The 17640-nt window shown below is 42.5% G+C and carries 17 protein-coding genes and 1 pseudogene; 6 read left to right on the top strand and 12 right to left on the bottom strand.

From position 1 onward, the window contains the following. Window positions 1-165 precede the first annotated feature (165 nt). Complete coding sequence (locus tag HWQ40_RS06125) at window positions 166-423, top strand: hypothetical protein (RefSeq protein WP_292775626.1); 258 nt, start codon at window positions 166-168, stop codon at window positions 421-423. On the opposite strand, the gene HWQ40_RS06120 is transcribed toward HWQ40_RS06125, so the two are convergent. Both HWQ40_RS06120 and HWQ40_RS06115 read right to left on the bottom strand, forming a co-directional pair. Further along, a complete protein-coding gene (locus HWQ40_RS06120) occupies window positions 383-1570 on the bottom strand; it encodes a PepSY domain-containing protein (protein ID WP_292775623.1) in 1188 nt (395 codons plus the stop codon). The genes HWQ40_RS06125 and HWQ40_RS06120 overlap by 41 nt on opposite strands. 101 nt (window positions 1571-1671) lie before the next feature. Continuing rightward, window positions 1672-1956, bottom strand: a pseudogene (locus HWQ40_RS06115) (TonB-dependent receptor); the annotation flags it as partial. Window positions 1957-2101: 145 nt separating this feature from the next. On the opposite strand from HWQ40_RS06115, the gene HWQ40_RS06110 reads away from it, so the two are divergent. Both HWQ40_RS06110 and HWQ40_RS06105 read left to right on the top strand, forming a co-directional pair. Continuing rightward, window positions 2102-3436, top strand: coding sequence for an AAA family ATPase (locus HWQ40_RS06110; protein WP_292775621.1), 1335 nt, complete (start codon window positions 2102-2104; stop codon window positions 3434-3436). Between the two features lie 128 nt (window positions 3437-3564). Then, window positions 3565-3918, top strand: coding sequence for a hypothetical protein (locus HWQ40_RS06105; protein ID WP_194046709.1), 354 nt, complete (start codon window positions 3565-3567; stop codon window positions 3916-3918). A gap of 524 nt (window positions 3919-4442) precedes the next feature. Here the strand turns inward: HWQ40_RS06105 and HWQ40_RS06100 are convergent. From HWQ40_RS06100 to HWQ40_RS06090, 3 genes are all read right to left on the bottom strand, one after another. Then, window positions 4443-4679, bottom strand: a complete 237-nt coding sequence (locus HWQ40_RS06100; RefSeq protein ID WP_069073690.1) for a DUF4327 family protein — start codon at window positions 4677-4679, stop codon at window positions 4443-4445. 939 nt (window positions 4680-5618) lie between these two features. After that, window positions 5619-6038 (bottom strand): 30S ribosome-binding factor RbfA, encoded by a 420-nt coding sequence (gene rbfA / locus HWQ40_RS06095; RefSeq protein WP_292775619.1) that lies wholly within the window; start codon window positions 6036-6038, stop codon window positions 5619-5621. A gap of 123 nt (window positions 6039-6161) precedes the next feature. Further along, window positions 6162-6368, bottom strand: coding sequence for a DUF751 family protein (locus tag HWQ40_RS06090; protein ID WP_292775618.1), 207 nt, complete (start codon window positions 6366-6368; stop codon window positions 6162-6164). 165 nt (window positions 6369-6533) lie between these two features. Between HWQ40_RS06090 and HWQ40_RS06085 the strand changes: the two genes are divergently transcribed. Continuing rightward, window positions 6534-7391, top strand: a complete 858-nt coding sequence (locus tag HWQ40_RS06085; protein WP_292775617.1) for a DNA adenine methylase — start codon at window positions 6534-6536, stop codon at window positions 7389-7391. Here HWQ40_RS06085 and HWQ40_RS06080 read toward each other — a convergent pair. From HWQ40_RS06080 to HWQ40_RS06055, 6 genes are all read right to left on the bottom strand, one after another. After that, window positions 7363-7839, bottom strand: coding sequence for a PD-(D/E)XK nuclease superfamily protein (locus tag HWQ40_RS06080; protein WP_292775615.1), 477 nt, complete (start codon window positions 7837-7839; stop codon window positions 7363-7365). The two genes, HWQ40_RS06085 and HWQ40_RS06080, sit on opposite strands and share 29 nt — an antisense overlap. A 246-nt stretch (window positions 7840-8085) precedes the next feature. Further along, window positions 8086-8229 (bottom strand): type II toxin-antitoxin system RelE/ParE family toxin, encoded by a 144-nt coding sequence (locus HWQ40_RS06075; RefSeq protein WP_292775639.1) that lies wholly within the window; start codon window positions 8227-8229, stop codon window positions 8086-8088. Window positions 8230-8250: 21 nt separating this feature from the next. Beyond that, entirely contained in the window at window positions 8251-8385 is a 135-nt protein-coding gene (locus HWQ40_RS06070) for a hypothetical protein (RefSeq protein ID WP_292775613.1), read from the bottom strand. Continuing rightward, on the bottom strand, window positions 8378-8599 hold the full coding sequence (locus HWQ40_RS06065) for an addiction module protein (RefSeq protein WP_292775611.1): 222 nt from the start codon (window positions 8597-8599) through the stop codon (window positions 8378-8380). The genes HWQ40_RS06070 and HWQ40_RS06065 overlap by 8 nt, the downstream gene beginning before the upstream one ends. 116 nt (window positions 8600-8715) lie before the next feature. Then, window positions 8716-9936, bottom strand: a complete 1221-nt coding sequence (locus HWQ40_RS06060; RefSeq protein WP_292775609.1) for a HetZ-related protein — start codon at window positions 9934-9936, stop codon at window positions 8716-8718. Window positions 9937-10340: 404 nt separating this feature from the next. Further along, complete coding sequence (locus HWQ40_RS06055) at window positions 10341-11000, bottom strand: L-threonylcarbamoyladenylate synthase (RefSeq protein ID WP_292775607.1); 660 nt, start codon at window positions 10998-11000, stop codon at window positions 10341-10343. Between the two features lie 145 nt (window positions 11001-11145). On the opposite strand from HWQ40_RS06055, the gene larC reads away from it, so the two are divergent. Further along, window positions 11146-12432 carry a nickel pincer cofactor biosynthesis protein LarC gene (gene larC / locus HWQ40_RS06050; RefSeq protein WP_292775605.1) on the top strand — a complete coding sequence of 429 codons (1287 nt, stop codon included), beginning with the start codon at window positions 11146-11148 and terminating at the stop codon, window positions 12430-12432. A gap of 53 nt (window positions 12433-12485) precedes the next feature. On the opposite strand, the gene HWQ40_RS06045 is transcribed toward larC, so the two are convergent. Beyond that, a complete protein-coding gene (locus HWQ40_RS06045) occupies window positions 12486-14039 on the bottom strand; it encodes an NAD(P)H-hydrate dehydratase (RefSeq protein WP_292775603.1) in 1554 nt (517 codons plus the stop codon). Between the two features lie 467 nt (window positions 14040-14506). Here HWQ40_RS06045 and HWQ40_RS06040 point away from each other — a divergent pair, with 467 nt between their 5' ends. Then, window positions 14507-17545 carry a CHAT domain-containing protein gene (locus HWQ40_RS06040; protein WP_292775600.1) on the top strand — a complete coding sequence of 1013 codons (3039 nt, stop codon included), beginning with the start codon at window positions 14507-14509 and terminating at the stop codon, window positions 17543-17545. The last annotated feature ends 95 nt before the right edge of the window (window positions 17546-17640 follow it).

Below are 17640 nucleotides of genomic sequence, written 5' to 3'. Positions count from 1 at the left end.
CAATCGAGTTTGTCTTGAACCTAGTGTCCTAATTACCTTGGCGATTGCTATATCTGTCGGATTCTTTTTTCAAATTGGTATGAGATTACTGATAATTATTTTCAATTTTTGAGGAAAAACTCCGCGCTACTACTGAGTTGTTAGTTGTATCTAGCAATAAATGCTGTGGCATTCCCACTGATCGCCGGGTATGCCTATGGTAAAGGTAACTGGCGTAATATCGGTGACAAGCCGAAGAAGCGTCTACACCAGCCCCATTATTTAGCCCAATTGTTTATTAAACCTCAACAAAAGAATAGCGATCGCGTACAGATGACTACGTCTACGCATCACAAGTTTGCGAGGCAGACTCGTCCCCTTTTTTGTCACTATCAATTGTCAGTTAATTTCGACCTGACTGTGATATTTCTATTATGTGGCTAACTACAGTTTTTGCCCGATAACGATACCACCACATCACAAAACCAGTAACGAACAGAATTAGTGGTGCAAGTCCCACGAAGACGTAGAGTATACGTGTTGGTAAGCCGCCAAAAGTACCAAAATGCAATAGTATAAATGAGTCTAAAACTTTGTCGCCCAGAGATTTATTGAGTGCATCTTCGATCTGAATAGTCTTACCTGTATATTGGTCTAGGTACACACCTGAACGACCTAAGATTGCCTCTTCATGAGAATATTTCTTACGTATATAGATAGCTGCTTCCGGGATCTGAGGTAAATAAACAGCAGTGGTAACGGTGTTTGGTAGGGCGGGATCTGCTTTTTGCAGCAATTGTGTTAGGCTTAACGCCGTTGAGCCAGCAATGGGTTGGGAAACCGGGTCAGGTGGATTAGGAGTGAAAGTAACAGCATAAATAATCGGTGTAACGAAGCCTCTAAAATTTAAATAGAATCCAGTAAACCCTGTGAAAGTCAGAAACACAGCAGCAATAATTCCTGCTACTTTATGGATATCAAAGTTGACTCGTTTGGGATGTGCATTTTTCCATTTGATCTTAAAACCAGAAATGAGTTTTCTCCATCCGGGCCAGAGGATGATACTTGTAAGGCTGAAAATAAAGAGTAATAGTGCTGCTACCCCCATTATTTGGGTTCCAGTTTCGCCAGCGAGCAGTTGTTCATGGATCTTAAGGGTGAATGTCGTGAATGTGCGATCGCTCATACGGCTACCTATAATTGTGCCCGTGTAAGGATTCACATAAACTGCCGTAGCTTCCCCCTGTGCAGGTTCAAGCATGACTTCATGGGCAGCATCTGCTTTCCTGGATGTATAGATGCGATCGACTTTGAGTTCTGGCTGGTTGCTGTACGCTGCCTTTACGGTGTTTATGACTGCTTCAATGGGAATTTTTTGTCCAGAGGGGATGATATGTCCAAATTGACGAGTGAGCAGAAACTCATCGATTTCAGGTGAAAACACCAGCAAGCTACCTGTTAAGCCAACGATGATTAACAGCACTCCGACGACTAAGCCAATATAGTGGTGGAGGATGAATACAAAATTACGCAGAGTTTTGCGGTTCATGGCGGATGCTTCTAGAATTTTCGGAAATTTAATGCGCTTCATTGGGTACTGAACAGACAAGGGAGCAAGGGGCAACCGTCAGCTCTCAAAGTCCCCCTGTTGTTGGCGCAGCCTGTCCAAAGAACACAGGGGGATAATGGGGATCAAAACTGCCACGAAATCGTGCCCTGCACGACCAACGGATCGCCATAGTAAACATTCAACGGGTTCCGAGCAGATTCAAAATAGTCTACGTCAAACAAATTCTTGAAATTAATCGCTGCCCGGAATCTGTCTTGTTTATAGAAAATGGCAGCATCAGTGCGGAGATAACTGGGCAAAGTGTAGGTATTGTCTGGATCTGCTTGTCTATCGCCAACGAAAAACACTCCGGCACCCACGCCAAATCCTTTTAGAGCACCCGATTGAATTTCATAGCTTGTCCAGAGTTATCAAGGGTTTTATGGGCGATCGCTCTTTTTCACACAAGAAATATAGCCAACCCGTTAGTAATAATTATCCGTGTGGCTAAAGCATCAGTAAGAAATTTGCTCTAAAAGGGGAAAGTAAGTTGTTGAAGTCAAGTTTATAAAATTGATAACAGACTGGCTTGTTCTAGCTAACCAAAATACTCCAATTGTGGCTGTGGAGTATCATACGCCTGACAGAATGCAAATACTACAGCAGTTTTACCATTGGGGTGAGGAGCGTTCTTTGTCAATCTTTGTCTGGAATCCTGGTTATTGTGGACTACAGCAATTAATTCAGCATCAAGGTCAGTACATCTTACAGTCAACTGACAGGGGTAAAGACGGGGACATTATTCAGTATCTTCTGGAGGAATATCAACCAGGCATTTATTTACTGGAGCGAATGCTAAATGAGGATGATGGTAGCAAAATAAGTCAAAAATATAGCTATCAATTACTAAATGCCTGTCATCAAGCTCTCTGGAGTCAACAACGTCATTACTGGGTGTTATTGGAAACTTACGTTCAACTACCTCTAGAATTACAGCCTTTTATTCCTGTACTGTCAAATCCACTTCCAGACCAACAGCAGGTACAGATGGTTGTGGAGCAGTTTTGTGATGCCTGGGTTGGGTATAGTCATCCCCGGCTTCAGCAGTTTGCGGAGTGCGATCGCGATCACCGCGCCGTAACCGATCGCAATTCTTGGTTAAAGACAACAGAAAAAACATCAGCACTGCAATTGCTCTTTCGTGCCTGTCAAGGTTTACCCATAGGCGAGATAAATATGCTATTACAGCAATGTCTAGGTTTTGCAGAGCAGCTTGAGGAAATGACCCAATTAGTCCTAGAGCATAAAGTTAGCAAACTGCGGGGTCGGGGTTTAAAGTACATTGCTCAACCGGATGTACCTTTAGCCGGAGGATTAGATTTACTAGAGAAAAGGTTGCAAACTATTACCTGTCTACTTCAACCTAAAGCAAAGCAATATGGATTGAAGTTTCCCACTGGGATACTCTTATGGGGGCCACCGGGTACTGGTAAAAGTCTCTCTGCCAAGTTAGCAGCTAAGAAAATGGGATTGCCACTGTTAGCAGCTAATTGGGGTGTACTAGTGGGTGATCCTCATCCCGACAGAGCATTAAAGGAGTTTATTGCTTTGGTGACTTCCTTTGCTCCCTGTGTACTTTATTGGGATGACTTTGATAAAGGCTTTGCTGGCTGGGATTCCAATGCAGATGGAGGTGTAGCACCGCAGCTATCTGCGGCTTTATTAACTTGGATGCAAGAGCATCAAGAGCCAGTTTATACCATTGCTACTGTCAATCGCTTGTCAATGCTACCTGCGGAATTAGTTCGCCGTTTTGATGATATCTTTTTTGTGGACGCGAGGATCGCCACACAAGGACTAAAGTCCTTATTACAAACTTATTTACCCAAGACAAAATACTTGTATTGACAAACTAACGAATTACGCGCAGTAATACTAGTGGTCTTTGAAGAAAACACCGGGAACTATCAGAGTGAGATTCAGACCCCTTCTTCCGGTAATATAAGTACTTATCAAGAAGTTTTAATAAAAAAAATATGTCTTCAATTCCTCTAACATTGAATTTAATTGAAGGTTCGGTCTCCTTCAGTTTTTCACCCCAAGCAGCACGAGAATTAAAGACAGCGACGGATCAACTGATGGAACGCCTGAAAGCGATCGCTGCTAAACCCACTCCTGGCGGTGGTAGAGTCACTCCCCAGCCTCCCCTGGAATATCGTTATACGGGTGAAGTATTTTTAGAAGTTTTTTGTAATCCTAATATCTGGCCAACGCCCTTCGCAGCCAAAGTTTTGCTGACTGTCCGCAACGTCAACATCCGCTTGACTACTGAAGCTGAACTTACTCGCATCATTGAAGACATTAATCAGTATTTAGAGCAAGTAGGATAATATTTCATAGGATTTTTCTATGCTTTTCAAGATTTTTTCAGAAAAAATACTATACAAATTTTGGATTTGATGAAGGTTGAGCCAGTTGCTGGCGGAGGTTCCCTTTGTTGTCGCAACTGGTGTCGGTTAGCCCGACTTAGGAAATTTTTCCAGACGGATTTTGGTTTTGAACAGCAAGCAGATTATCACTTACTTGAGGGAAGTGATGGAATAAATTGCGAGTCAAAAGTGAAGTTCCTGCACTTCTATCAGATCAATGTAGGAACTTCACTGAATCTACATACTAAACTCAAGCTGTGACACCAGATGTACAGAACAAATGGTTTTGATGCCTTCTTTAACTTGAAAAGTTGTATAAATTCAGACTCAAATGCTTCTGTATTAATCAAAAACGCAAGATTCTGTATAGGGCAATGCTCATCAAAAACCAGAGATTATCCTCCAGATTGAGCGTTGAATCGTTGATGGTGACATCTACACATCAAAAACAAACTCCCAATCCTAAACCCGAAATCAAACATTGATTAGTCGTTGTCCCACTGTTCACGACCAATTAGGTCGCCAATGCGATCGCGTAACAAAAAGTCACATTTCTCTAATTCACATTCAACGCAAACCCACTCTCTCGCTGGAATGTATTGGCAGAGGGTATATATTGGCTGTTGTCGGCTAATCATTCCCTTTTGCACCAGTCGGCGTGCTTCGTCTTGAATCACATCTAGAGAGTAGTAATTGATAGAAGGCACCGTATTCACACTCATGTTTTTTACTCACAAATTAACACTTAGGATAGTGTTCCCGTTAAAAATTAGGAACAAACATTACAGAAATTAGACTTGTGGCTAAGATTTTGTAGTTTGCTATACGGAACTATTTTTATTTTGACGCTACATCTCCTGAAATTATCTCAAGAAATGTTAAGAAAGTCAACGAATGCTGACATTTATCGAAAATCCGCTTTACAAAAAAAATTCCGAGTAGTTAACCTAACCTGCTTATGTAACTGTATGACTTTGATGCCACAAGTCTGAAAGGTCTTGCCATTACTGTATTTAGGCAAGATTTGGTGGGTAGGAGGAGTTTATATCGTGATGGCTTACATATCAAATAATCACCTTAAAAGCTGGGTCTATAACTGCTGGTATTTATCTAAGGGTAAACAACACAATAATATTTGTCAGTTACTAGGGTATAAATTGTTGCAAAACATAACGGCTAAAGTATACTCCGAAGGTTTTAACCATAGCATTTGTTAACCTTTTCTTAAGTAAGACTGTAATTTATTAGTTAATTTCAGCACTAACATCATCCACTTTTCTTTTGAAAAACATCTGTAAAAGGGTGGAGTAATACTCTAATTCGTAATTAGGACACACATAAACAGGAGTCACGTCGCTTCGCTCCGAATTCAAAATTCAAAATTCAAAATTCAAAATTAATGATCCCCATAAATAAATTTAGGGGCTTGTATCCTTTTCGTTTTCGGTCATAATTCAGAATTAGTGAATATTCCACCCATAAAGGAATGGAGTTTTAGCAACGAAGAATGTTTAAACCTTGTTTCGCCCACAATAAGAGAAGTGTCTTGCTGAATTAGGTTATGTTTACATTAAAACAGACGCGATCTAGTCACGTCTGTAAACTGTTTGGCGGATTTGCTGAGATTAATTGTTCTGAAGTTACATTGTTGTTTTAGTTACTTATTCGGAGAATTCCTGATCATTTTGAACAGTGCTGTCTTCTACTCCTACCAGATTTTCTGGCGGGCGATCGTGATTAAGTTGATTTAGTAGTGCCAATACTTTATTACCGCGTTCTATAGAGCGATCTTCAAGAAATATCACCTCTGGTGTACGACGTAGCCGTACCCGCGCCCCAAGTTCGCTGCGGACGTAACCTGTGGCCGACTTTAAGCCTGCCATTGTTTCTACCTTAGCTTCATCCGTACCATAGATGCTGACGTAGATTTTGGCGTGTTGGAGATCGCCGGAAACATCAACATCAGTCACACTGACCATTCCAGTACCCACACGGTCATCTTTAATTCCGTTAAGCAGCATTTGGCTAACTTCCCGTTTGATCAGTTCAGCAACGCGGGAAACCCGACGATTTGTAGCCATAAAAATTTCGCCTCATCACAGAGGTTGTACGACAAAAATAGATGCAAGTTGGTTAGACAGTACTTAGCGGGAGCAACGCCAAGAGCAACCGTCTATGGGGTACAGCCCCGATATAACGCTAGTCTAGATTGCACTCAAGCCTAGCATTGCCCGTAGGGTGAAAGTCAGGAAGACTAGGCTGCTCACAAATAAACCCAAGATAGCGATCAAGGTGATAGGGCGTTTCAACAATGGCACTAATGGCGCAAAGGTGTTCAGAAACAAGCCTAAGACGATCGTAATTAAGTATCGGGGGTACCGAAAGACGTTATCCCAAAATCCGTCAAACATCTGAATGTAAACTGCCTTGTTATATACTTACGTTTGTTTTGATATGCTTTATCTACTCAATTGTAATATATGCGGCTGGAAAATTAGCCAGTTAATCTAAAATTTGGTTCGTCGGTTATATTGGCTTTATTTAGTCATAATTATTTTCAGTTAAATTGTAAGTAAATGGTAATTCAAGTCTCGAAGGAAACTAGCCCGCGTCCATTTTTGAAGTGGGCAGGGGGTAAAAGTCGGTTGATACAGCAATATATTCCTTATTTTCCCAAGAGTTATAAAAATTACTATGAGCCATTTTTAGGTGGTGGTGCTGTTTTTTTCTATCTCCAACCCAGTGCAGCCATTTTAACTGATATTAATGCCGAATTAATTAACACTTATTGTTGTGTTAGAGATCGTGTTGAAGAATTAATTTATCTATTACAAGAGCATAAAATCCGACATGCTAAAGATTATTACTATAGTGTCAGAAACAATTCTAGTGGTACTGATATAGAAAAAGCTGCTCGTCTGATTTATCTTAATAAGACTTGTTTTAATGGTCTTTATCGAGTCAACTCACAGGGTAAATTCAATGTGCCATTAGGCAGATATGACAATCCCAATATTTGTGCTGAGGTTTTATTAAAAGCAGCCTCTGAAGCGCTTTCCCATGCAGAAATTAAACAAGCAGATTTTACAGAAGTCCTAAATCATGCGACTAGCAGTGATGACTTTGTATTTTTTGATCCGCCCTACCATCCTATCAGTGATACTAGCTATTTCACTGCTTATAGTCAAAATTGTTTTAGTAAAAAAGACCAAGAACTTTTAAGAGATGCTTGTGCAGAATTAGCAAATCGTGGGGTCAAAGTTATGATATGCAATTCTGATAGTGAATTTATTCAAAAAATTTATACTGATATCAATTTTGAAACCTATAAAATCAAAGCGGCGCGTTCAATTAACTCAAAAATAAAAAATAGAGGTCTGATTTACGAACTATTAATTACATCTTTTAAAGATTTTTATTTGCCCAAGCAATGAATCTATCTAAGCTATAAACTGCTAATAAATTATGGTTATCATTAACTCTTGCTTTCAGCCATTTGCTTGCGCCTTCTCGCATACCTTCACCGCCTAAAATTACGATGGTTGGTGCAGGGTAATAGTGCTGAATGTTCATATTCAAGTAAGGAAATTTTTCATCAACTGAACCAGGGCTTTCTTGCCATTTGCACTCGAAAATTAAACCAGATGGCATTGCAGATGAGCCGACAACATAAAAATCAACCTTCAGATAGGTATGATAAATTCCAGTTCCAATATAAACTTCTTTGCCATAACGTTTTGACAATAAAGTAGCATTTAGTATAAATTCTTTTTGGACATAGTTCCCTACTTGGAAATAATTATGCCCATGCAAGATTGCTTCTACATTTGCTTCTAAAATATTCCCAGACTTATTTGCCCGTCCGCCTTGAGTCAGAGCCATCTTCAATCCCTCTGCCAAAAGTCCTGCTTATTATAGGATTTCACAGAAGCAGTAAAAAAGGTTCAGTTGCTTAATATGAATTTTTGATTTTAGCTAAACGTGGTTGGATTAATAGGTAAAAAATCCGAATTTATTGGTATTTTTGTACTAAATAAATACAAATGTATTAATAATTTGGATAAGCAACGAGTTACTAATTCAGATAATAGTTAAAATAATGAATTTATCTTTAGTCTCAAAGACCAACTATTGCAAGCGGCTACGCCATTTTTCTGGGTCTTGGGAACGGTGAAAAACAGCGTAGATAATAATCTCCTGTTCATTAAACTCGTAAAAAACGACGTAGGGAAAACGCCTAATTGTAGCGCGGCGATAGGTTTCATGAACAATCTGGTATGTGTTGGGGTGATGCTAAATTAAATTCAGGCAGGCATCAATACACCGTAGGAACTCAGCGCCTAACCCTAATTCGCGCCCCTCGTACCAGTCATAAGCTTCAATAATGTCCAGTTCTGCGGCTGTAAGGATAGTTAAGTTTCTAGCCATGCCGTTGAGAGATTCTGGCTTTTACATCTTCCCAACTGTTGCTGATGGCTGGATTTTGTAGATATTGGGCTTTGCGACGGGCTAGCTCTTGTTTGTGCCAATCTAAAACTGGGAGTCCTGGTGGTGTAGCGGCAATTTCATCCCATAAATATTCTACCAGTTGAAGTTTTTCCGCTCTCGAAAGACTAGAGAGTTCGGGAAATACTGGGTTCATGCTTTTCTCTGATTTTATTCCCCTTTATTATTACACCTCAAAACCGCCATATCCATAACAACATTTCTAATAACTGGAATTTAGCTTGGATAAATTTTAGTGATTTCGCCTTGGCTTCAACCTGTCTGGGCTTCAGTATGACCGTTGCGGATAGTCCATGCTAGTTCTAAAAGTTGAGTCCAGCGCTTTTGCAGCTGTTTGGGGGTGCATTTGATAGCTTTGGCGATCGCAACGTCATTTTCCCGTGCAGTTTTTAACTGTAATATTTGCTGTTGCTGTTCTGTGAGTTGATTTACAAAGATTTCCCACTGCTGGGAAGATAAACCCAACTTTTGCTCTAAACCCGCACCTAACCATTGATGTACCAATTGCCAATGGTGTTGTTTGGCAAACTTTTCTACATGGTATTTAAAGCGTTGTTGGAGATAATCGCGCTGACGGCTAGTTAAACCGAGAATTTGGTCAATTTCTGGGGCTGAGAGGTCTTGAAGTTTTAAGCTGAGGTAGTTCATACAATCAGATTGACCTTGAGACTCCAAGTATTTCATCAATTCAGTGATGACGCGATCGCGTTCTGATTCTTCAGATGGATCGAAATTAGTTTGGGCGATCATTTGCGATCGCAGCTGTTGCACCGCCGAGTTGCGCTGGTAAGATTCTGCTTCTTCACCCTTAGCAGACTCTACCGCCATTTCAATATCTACGGTAGTTTCTTGGGGCTGACGACGAGCAAAACCTTGGGCCCGCAAGATAATCAATTGCTGATTTGCACCACCAGGTAAATTAATCCGGCGTTTGGCATACTGCTCTGTAAAGGCCATGTATTCAGCTAATTGCAGCTGAGTTCGCGGCGTGTGATTCTCTGGTAGTTCGTTTTCTCTACGGAAAGCTTTGATCGCTTCGATATAAAATGCTTGTAAAAAATCTTCAATCAGGCTGTAACGAGCATCAAAGCCCAACTCAGAGCCAGACATAGTTACATGACGGTAAACCATAGCACCCAAATTGCTATGTAATTCCACCCGCCCTTGTTTGGAACCTAGTTGGTAATAACGTAAGCACTTTTGCATCCGATGTCTTCCCAATGTCATCTGCCAGGACTTGATTTCCCCAGATGTTTGAATGCGGGAGCTTTTGTCGCAAATGCGTTCTACTTCTACGGCTATGCGCTTTGCTAAAGCTTCTACGCACTTGGGTGTTGCTTTCACTTGCGCTTGCATTTCCTCAGACAGCAATTGAATCAAGCGATCGCTGCTGCTATCTGAAAATTCTTCAGTCGAAACGTGGTTCTCAAAAATGGGTGTAGAGTTTGGTAGATTGACGACGTTAGCTTTCATGACTTTTCCAGTAGTATTGCACCGTAATTACAACGCAGACACAGCAATCAAGACCGTCCTTGACTGGAGAATCTTTAGGCATTCATCCATCAAGACTTGCCGTATATAATGCTCACATTTAAAGCTCATATATCAAAACTATAGGAAATACGAAAGAGTTACAGTTATGGCAATGTGTCGGTTTTCTTCACAAGCCACCATCTTAACGCTGGCACACAAGTACTGCCATTTTCTCAAAGTTGTCAAATACCTTACTGTGCCAAGTTTTGCCACCATCCTCTTATATCCACTGCCTCACCGAACAGCCCATCCTAGACATCGCTTTTAAATATGACAATTTTAAAACTGGAGTTGTTTTTATCACAATTTCCGAAACAAAGAGGTGCGCCTGTGAAGTGGAATTATTATACCCATGCTGCTGCTGTTTCCCAACCTAAACCCCTCCGTATAATTGCTGCTTCGTCTCCGGTCATATCCAAGATAGTAGATACTTCATAAGTAGGTTCCTCGCCAGTGTCTACAATTATGTCTACCAACTTGTCCAAACGATCAAATAGCTCTACCCGCGACTGAATCGTTTCAGGATCTATCCGAATCATGCCATTATCTGCTTCATCTGGTGGCAGATGTGCTGAAGTTGAAATAATCGGATTGCCCAATGCTGCCAGCAACTCCAAACATACAGTATGGTTTGGTACTCTAATTCCAGTAGTTTTCCGCTTGGGGCTTTGCACCAATCGCGGTACTAACTTCGTAGCTGGGAGCAAAAACGTGTATGGCCCTGGAATCAGGCGTTTCATAATCCGATAGGCTGTGTCACTTACGAAGGCATAAGTTGCCACATTTGAAAGCGAGGGAGATAAAAATGTCAATGGTTTATCGTTTGCTAGCTGTTTTATTTGCCGCACTCGTTCTACCGCCGACTTGGCATTCAAATCACAACCGATCGCATAGACTGTATCAGTAGGGTAAAGCATGACTGCGCCACTAGAGAGCGCCGACTTTATTTCCTCTATTCGGCGAATTTGAGGATTATCCGGATGAACTGGGAAAATTTTTGCCATAACTCGGTGAGTGGGGAGTGGGGGAGCAGGGGAGCAGAGGAACAGGGGAGCAGGGGAAGAAGAACTATTAATTATTGATCTATTCCCAATTCCCAATTCCCAATGCCCAATGCCCCATAACTAAATGACTAATGACAAATTTATTATGAATAAAATCGCTTATCTTCAATGTCCGACAGGAATTTCTGGTGATATGTGCCTGGGTGCTTTAGTAAGTTTGGGTGTTCCTGTGGAGTATTTAATTGAAAAACTTAATGGGTTGGGTATTGAACAGGAATATCAGTTAAAGGCAGAACTTGTCCAACGGAATGGTCAACAGGCGACTAAAGTCCATGTGGATTTAGTACACGATCGCCATCACCATCATCACCACGATCGCGAACAGAGTCACAATCACACTCGCCACTTGCCAGAAATAGAGCAGATGATTCTCAAAGCGGGGTTGCCATCACGGGCAGAAGCTTGGAGTTTGGCGGTATTCCGGCAGCTAGCGGTGGCAGAAGGGGCAGTGCATGGCATTTCGCCTGAAAAAGTTCATTTTCATGAGGTGGGTGCTATAGATGCGATCGTAGATATTGTGGGTACTTGCCTGGGGTTGGATTGGTTGGGGATTGAGAGCAATCAGGAAGGATTGCCTCTACTTTACTGCTCGGCGTTTCCGACTGGTGGCGGCACTGTTCGGGCTGCACATGGTCAGATGGCAGTACCAGTCCCAGCGGTATTAAAGCTGTGGGAAATGCGGGGTTGTCCAGTTTATAGCAATGGCATTGACAGAGAATTAGTAACACCAACAGGAGCCGCGATCGCCACTACTTTGGCAAGAGATTTTGGTTCACCACCTGCGATCGCTATCAAGCAGATAGGACTGGGAGCAGGAACCATAAATTTACCCATTCCCAATATTTTACGCCTCTGGTTGGGTGAAAGTGCAAGTTTACAGTCAAATTTCAGTGATTCTGAAGGTACTAGCTCAAATTTGGAAACCATCTCGGTATTAGAAACCCAAATTGATGATTTAAGTCCACAAGCGATTGGCTATGTGTTTGAGGCGTTGTTTGCGGCTGGTGCGCTGGATGTTTTTACCCAAGCGATCGGTATGAAAAAGTCCCGTCCAGGAATTTTGCTGACTGTGATTTGTCATCCAGAAAATTTACTCAGTTGTGAAGCCGTCATATTCCGCGAAACTACAACTTTAGGCATTCGGCGAACAACTCAGCAACGCGCCATTTTACAACGGGAAATTCAACAAGTGGAAACGGAATATGGCAAAGTGCGTGTCAAGATAGCATGGAAAGGACAATCGCCAGAAAAAGTTATTGCAAATGTGCAGCCCGAATATGAAGATTGTGCAGACTTAGCCAGAAAACATAATATTCCCTGGCGTGAAATTCAGCGATTGGCGCTACAGCATTGGTATTTGGTCAACGGCTGATACAAACTCCTCGTTCCTCGTTCCCAGTCTTCGACTGGGAACGAGGAATTTGACTAAGTTAGAGCTTTCATCAAATATTGTGTCAATGTAAACGCATCTACACCTAATTCAGTACGCTCTTGGGCTGCTAAAATACCCGCTTGCGAATGCCACCATGCAGCTGTTGCTACAATATCTTCTACAAGAATCCGTTTAGTTGCTGCTTGCGCCAACAATCCACCCAGTAGCCCAGTTAACACGTCGCCGCTACCGCCACGGGCTAAGGCGGGTGTGCTTTCAGGAACAATCCAAACGTGACCTTGAAGGTTTGCGATCGCAGTTCTTGCCCCTTTTAACAATACTACTGCCTCACTTTGGGCGGCAGCTTCTTGTACTGCTTTCACTCTGTCATGTTTGGCATCGGCGACATCAGGAAACAATCGCTCAAATTCGCCAGTGTGGGGTGTGAGTATGGTTACTGCTTGGCGTTTTTTTAATGTGGCGATCGCTCCCATTTGTGCCAAGATATTTAAACCATCGGCATCGAGAAGCAAAGGGCGTTCGCTTTTAATTACCTCTTGCACAATCGGAGTCGCATCTCGTGTTAAACCGGGGCCACAAGCGATCGCATTAAACGAACTCAGATCGGTGTTTTCTGGTAGTTGTAGGTGGTCGATCGCTCCACTTTCCGTCTCTGGACAACCGACAATTAGTGCTTCTGGCAAGTGTGACACCAAAAGAGATTTCAGGGATTCGGGTACGGCAATCGAAAGCATCCCGACACCACTAGCCCTAGCACCCAAACCAGTTAAAATTGCCCCACCTGCATAGCGCTGCGAACCGCAAATCAGCAGTAAATGTCCTTCCTTATATTTGTGAGTAACTGCTGGACGGGGTAAAGGTAAAGTAGCAAGTACTGTTGCCGATGTAATGCGTTTAATTTTCGGTGCATCTTTGAGAACAGCTTCTACATCAGCTAAAGGAATATCAAAATCGATTAACTCAGCTTTACCAAGATATTCCAACGCTTGATCTTGGAAGAAAGCTAGTTTCCATAAACCTAAGCAAAATGTGTGAGTGGCGCGAATGGCAGTTCCTACTACTTCGCCTGTGTCGGTGTGTAAACCTGAAGGTAAATCGATACTATAAATCGGTACAGACAATTCATTTAGCTGATTAATTGCAGAGGCGATGGGATCGGTCAGGTTTCTTTCTAAACCAAGCCCAAACAAGCCATCAATCAACAAATCAGAATCTGGCAGTTGCTCAATTGTTTGATAAATTGGAATACCCAAACTCTGAGCATATTGCAAGTGCTGCGAAGTTAATTCTTTAAGCTGAGAAAAAGGAGAATAAATCCAAACCTCATACCCGCGAAAGTGTAATTCACGGGCTACGACTAAAGCATCGCCGCCATTATGACCGGGGCCGACAAGAATTCCCACACGAGATCCCCTTAACAAAGGGGTGTTTGAAAGAATCTCTGGAATGCGACGGGCAATTAATCCCGCCACCTTTTCCATCAAAGCAACTACAGGCATTCCTGCTGCAAAGATCCGCTTTTCAACATCGTGCATCTGCCTAGCAGTCACTACCACTTGCGAAATTTGTTCTTGCCTATCTTGCATTAGTCCTGAGTGGTGAGTTATGAGTTTCAATATACCTTGGAGCAGTAAGCTTAAATCCTTAATGCAATATACCAAACACATCCTATAGCTATTAAAGTTGATATCCACGTCACAAAGTTCAGCGCTATCTGGGTTAATAGCAGTTGATCGTCTGTCAGGGAACCAAGCCAACTATCAAGCCATTTACTCACCGGGGATTCAGAGTAACTGAAAGTTTAGCAAAATTGACTCATATTCCACCCAAAAAAGTTACCGAAACAATCGGGTCTAAAACCTCGCCTTTTAAGGCGAAAAGTTTTTGGAGCGGGGCATAAATCCCCGTTACAAAAACGGCCTCCTGCCTCCTGCCTTCGTTAAGCTCCCTACAAAGTGTATACTCACGAAATGCTTTCTCGCTTTGATGCCCTGTGAGCTTGCGGGTATGAGTTGGATCAACACCTAAATGAAAACTGCTGTAAGAATTGTGTATGCAATGGCTAAATCATTTTTTCCTAGCCCTGTTCACTGCATTTTTATGCATAGCCTTATCCCCTGTTTTGGCAAAACATATTGCTGTTTACTCTGCCATGCAAAATCTGATCGAGCAAGGGGAGTGGGGAGAACAAGGAACTAGGCAAAACAGGGAACTGGTGAATGCTGAATCCTCTATTTACCATTTCCGACTACATCAGTGGACTCAAACTCTTCCATCCCCCACTCTCTACTCCCTACTCTCCCTTAAAAGCAGCCCATCGGAAACGGAAAGTGTAGTGGAACAGGGAAAAATATTATACGACACGGAACAGTTTACTGAAGCGGTGAAAGTTTTACAACAGGCTGCTGCTGTGTTTAGAGCTTCTAGGGATGGATTAAGAGAAGCAATAACACTGAGTAATCTCTGTTTAGCTTATCAGCAACTTGGCTTGTGGGCTGAGGCTGAAGAAGCGATCGCCCAAAGTTTAAAATTATTACAGTCACGAGAAAATACGGGCATTTCTGAGGAGCGTTTGCAAATTATTGCACAAACTCTAGATGTGCAAGGGCAGTTACAACTGGCACAAGGACAAGCAGAAGCGGCTTTAACTACCTGGCAAAAAGCCGCTGATATTTATCAGCAAATAGGCGACAGGGTGACATTAACTCGTAACCGAATTAACTCTGCACAAGCTTTGCAAGCTTTAGGACTTTACCTTCAGGCTAACAAGATTTTAAACGAGGTACAGCAAACCCTTACAAGCCTTCCAGACTCACTGATAGTAGCCACAGCACTGCGTAGTCTTGGCAACATCCGCCGAGTTGTTGGTGATTTAAACGTATCCCGGTTGGTATTGGGGAAAAGTTTAGCAGTGGCAAAGCGAGTACAATCTCCAAAAGCGATCGCTGAGGCTCAACTCAGTTTAGGCAACACAGCCCGCGCCCAGCAAGATACTGAAGCAGCTTTACAATACTACCAGCAGGCTGCTGCTGTATCTGTTTCTTCCATCACACGCATCCAAGCTCACCTAAATTTACTTAGCTTACTTTTGGAAGAAAAGGAAGTTCAAAGAGGCAGGAGGCAGGAGGCAGGAGGCAGAAGGAGCAATTCAGAAGGGGATTCAACCCCTGCTGAATTGAAGCCACTGAACGGAAGTTCAGTGGGGGTCTTTAACCCTTGCTCCCTCTGGTCACGACAGGAAACAGCTAGCGCAGCGGTAGCGAGTCCGCGAGCGTCGGGCAGTTTTCCTCCTGCCTCCTGCCCTCTGCCTCCTGCCTTCATTGATAAAAATAATTTGCAAGATGCATTGGCATTGTCATCCCAAATCCAGTTGGAAATTAGCAATTTGCCACCCAGCCGAGCCTCAGTATATACTGGGATTAAATTTGCCCAAACTCTTGCAGAATTAAAACAGAAGACCACCTCAGATACTCCTTCATGGCTGGATATTGCCCAACAGTTGTCAAATGCCATAAAACAGGCACAGAATTTGCAAGACCGACGAGCAGAATCTTATGCTATGGGTACTCTTGGCGAGTTGTATGAAAAAACTGGGCAGTTTTCTGAGGCTCAAGACCTGACCGAGAAATCTTTGTTCATAGCACAAAGTATAAATGCATCGGACATTGCTTATCAGTGGCAATGGCAACTCGGACGTATACTGAAAAAAAAGGGAGATATTAAAAGTGCGATCGCCTCATACAACGTAGCGTACAATACCCTGCAATCTCTGCGTGCTGATTTAGTAACGATGAATCCAGACGTTCAGTTTTCCTTCCGAGAAAATGTCGAACCAGTGTATCGAGAGTTAGTTGAATTGCTGTTGCGTTCTACCGTTGGCGTTGGCGCAGCCTCTGGTAAAGAAGAGGAACAAAGTTCAAGTAGCAGCGTTCCACTATCGCTCCAAGAGAGTATCAATCAAGACGATCTAAAGCTTGCTCGTAATGTAATTGAATCTCTGCAATTGGCAGAACTGGATAACTTCTTTCGGTCAGCCTGTTTAAATCCTACGCAGGAACTTGATCCAGTGGTTGACAAAAAAGACCAACAAGCAGCAGTGATCTATCCGATTATTTTGCCAGACCGCTTAGATGTGATCCTCAAGTTGCCTAATCAAGACTTGCGCCACTACAAGACTGTAATACGTCAAGATAATGTAGAAAACATAATAGCAGAACTGAGGAAAAACTTACTAAATGTCACTGCGACTGTTCGGGTTCAGCAGCAGTCGCAACAGATATATGACTGGTTAATTCGCCCTGTGTCAGCAGAATTAGCCAAAAGTGAGATAAAAACCTTAGTGTTTGTACTAGATGGTGAATTGCGGAATATCCCGATGGGGGTTCTCTACGACAAACAGCAGGAGAAATATCTGGTAGAGCAATATGCGATCGCCTTGACACCAGGTTTGCAACTCCTCGACCCCAAACCTTTGCGACAGATACAGCTAAATGCTTTAACTGCCGGAGTCAGCGAAAAACGCCCAGTCGAAGGCAGAGAATTTTCCGAATTGCAAAATGTACCACGGGAATTAAAAGAAATCAAATCTGAGGTATCCAAGAGTGAAGAACTGTTAAATCAACAGTTTACTGAAACGAACTTGCAAAATAAGTTGCAAACAGTTCCCTTCTCTGTGGTTCACCTAGCAACTCACGGTCAATTTAGTTCTGATGCGGAAAAAACCTTTATTCTCACCTGGAATAAACTGGTTAAGGTCAAGGAATTTGATAATCTACTGCGAGTTAGCGACAAAAACAGGTCTAATGGCATTGAATTACTTGTCCTCAGTGCTTGTCAAACTGCTGAGGGAGACAAACGAGCAGCTTTGGGACTGGCAGGGATAGCTATGCGCGCGGGGGTACGCAGTACACTCGCAACATTGTGGTCAATAGACGATCGCTCCACCAGCGATGTTATGAGTGAGTTCTATCGACAGTTAAAGGCTGGGGTGAATAAAGCCGAGGCACTCCAGCGTGCCCAATTAGCTGTTTTTGCTAAGGAAAAAGCTCCATATTTCTGGGCACCTTATGTTTTAGTAGGCAATTGGCTGTAATCTTTGCCACAAACCCAGTTTCTCTAACTAATACTATTTCACACAAACCATCAAAGTTAAATCTACTTCGTAACCAGATAGACGTTCCTCATTCA

The organism is Nostoc sp. NMS9, from assembly GCF_017114995.1.
Lineage (GTDB): Bacteria > Cyanobacteriota > Cyanobacteriia > Cyanobacteriales > Nostocaceae > Nostoc.
Note: the sequence above shows the minus strand (reverse complement) of the source record. Positions and strands in the feature narration are given on the sequence as shown.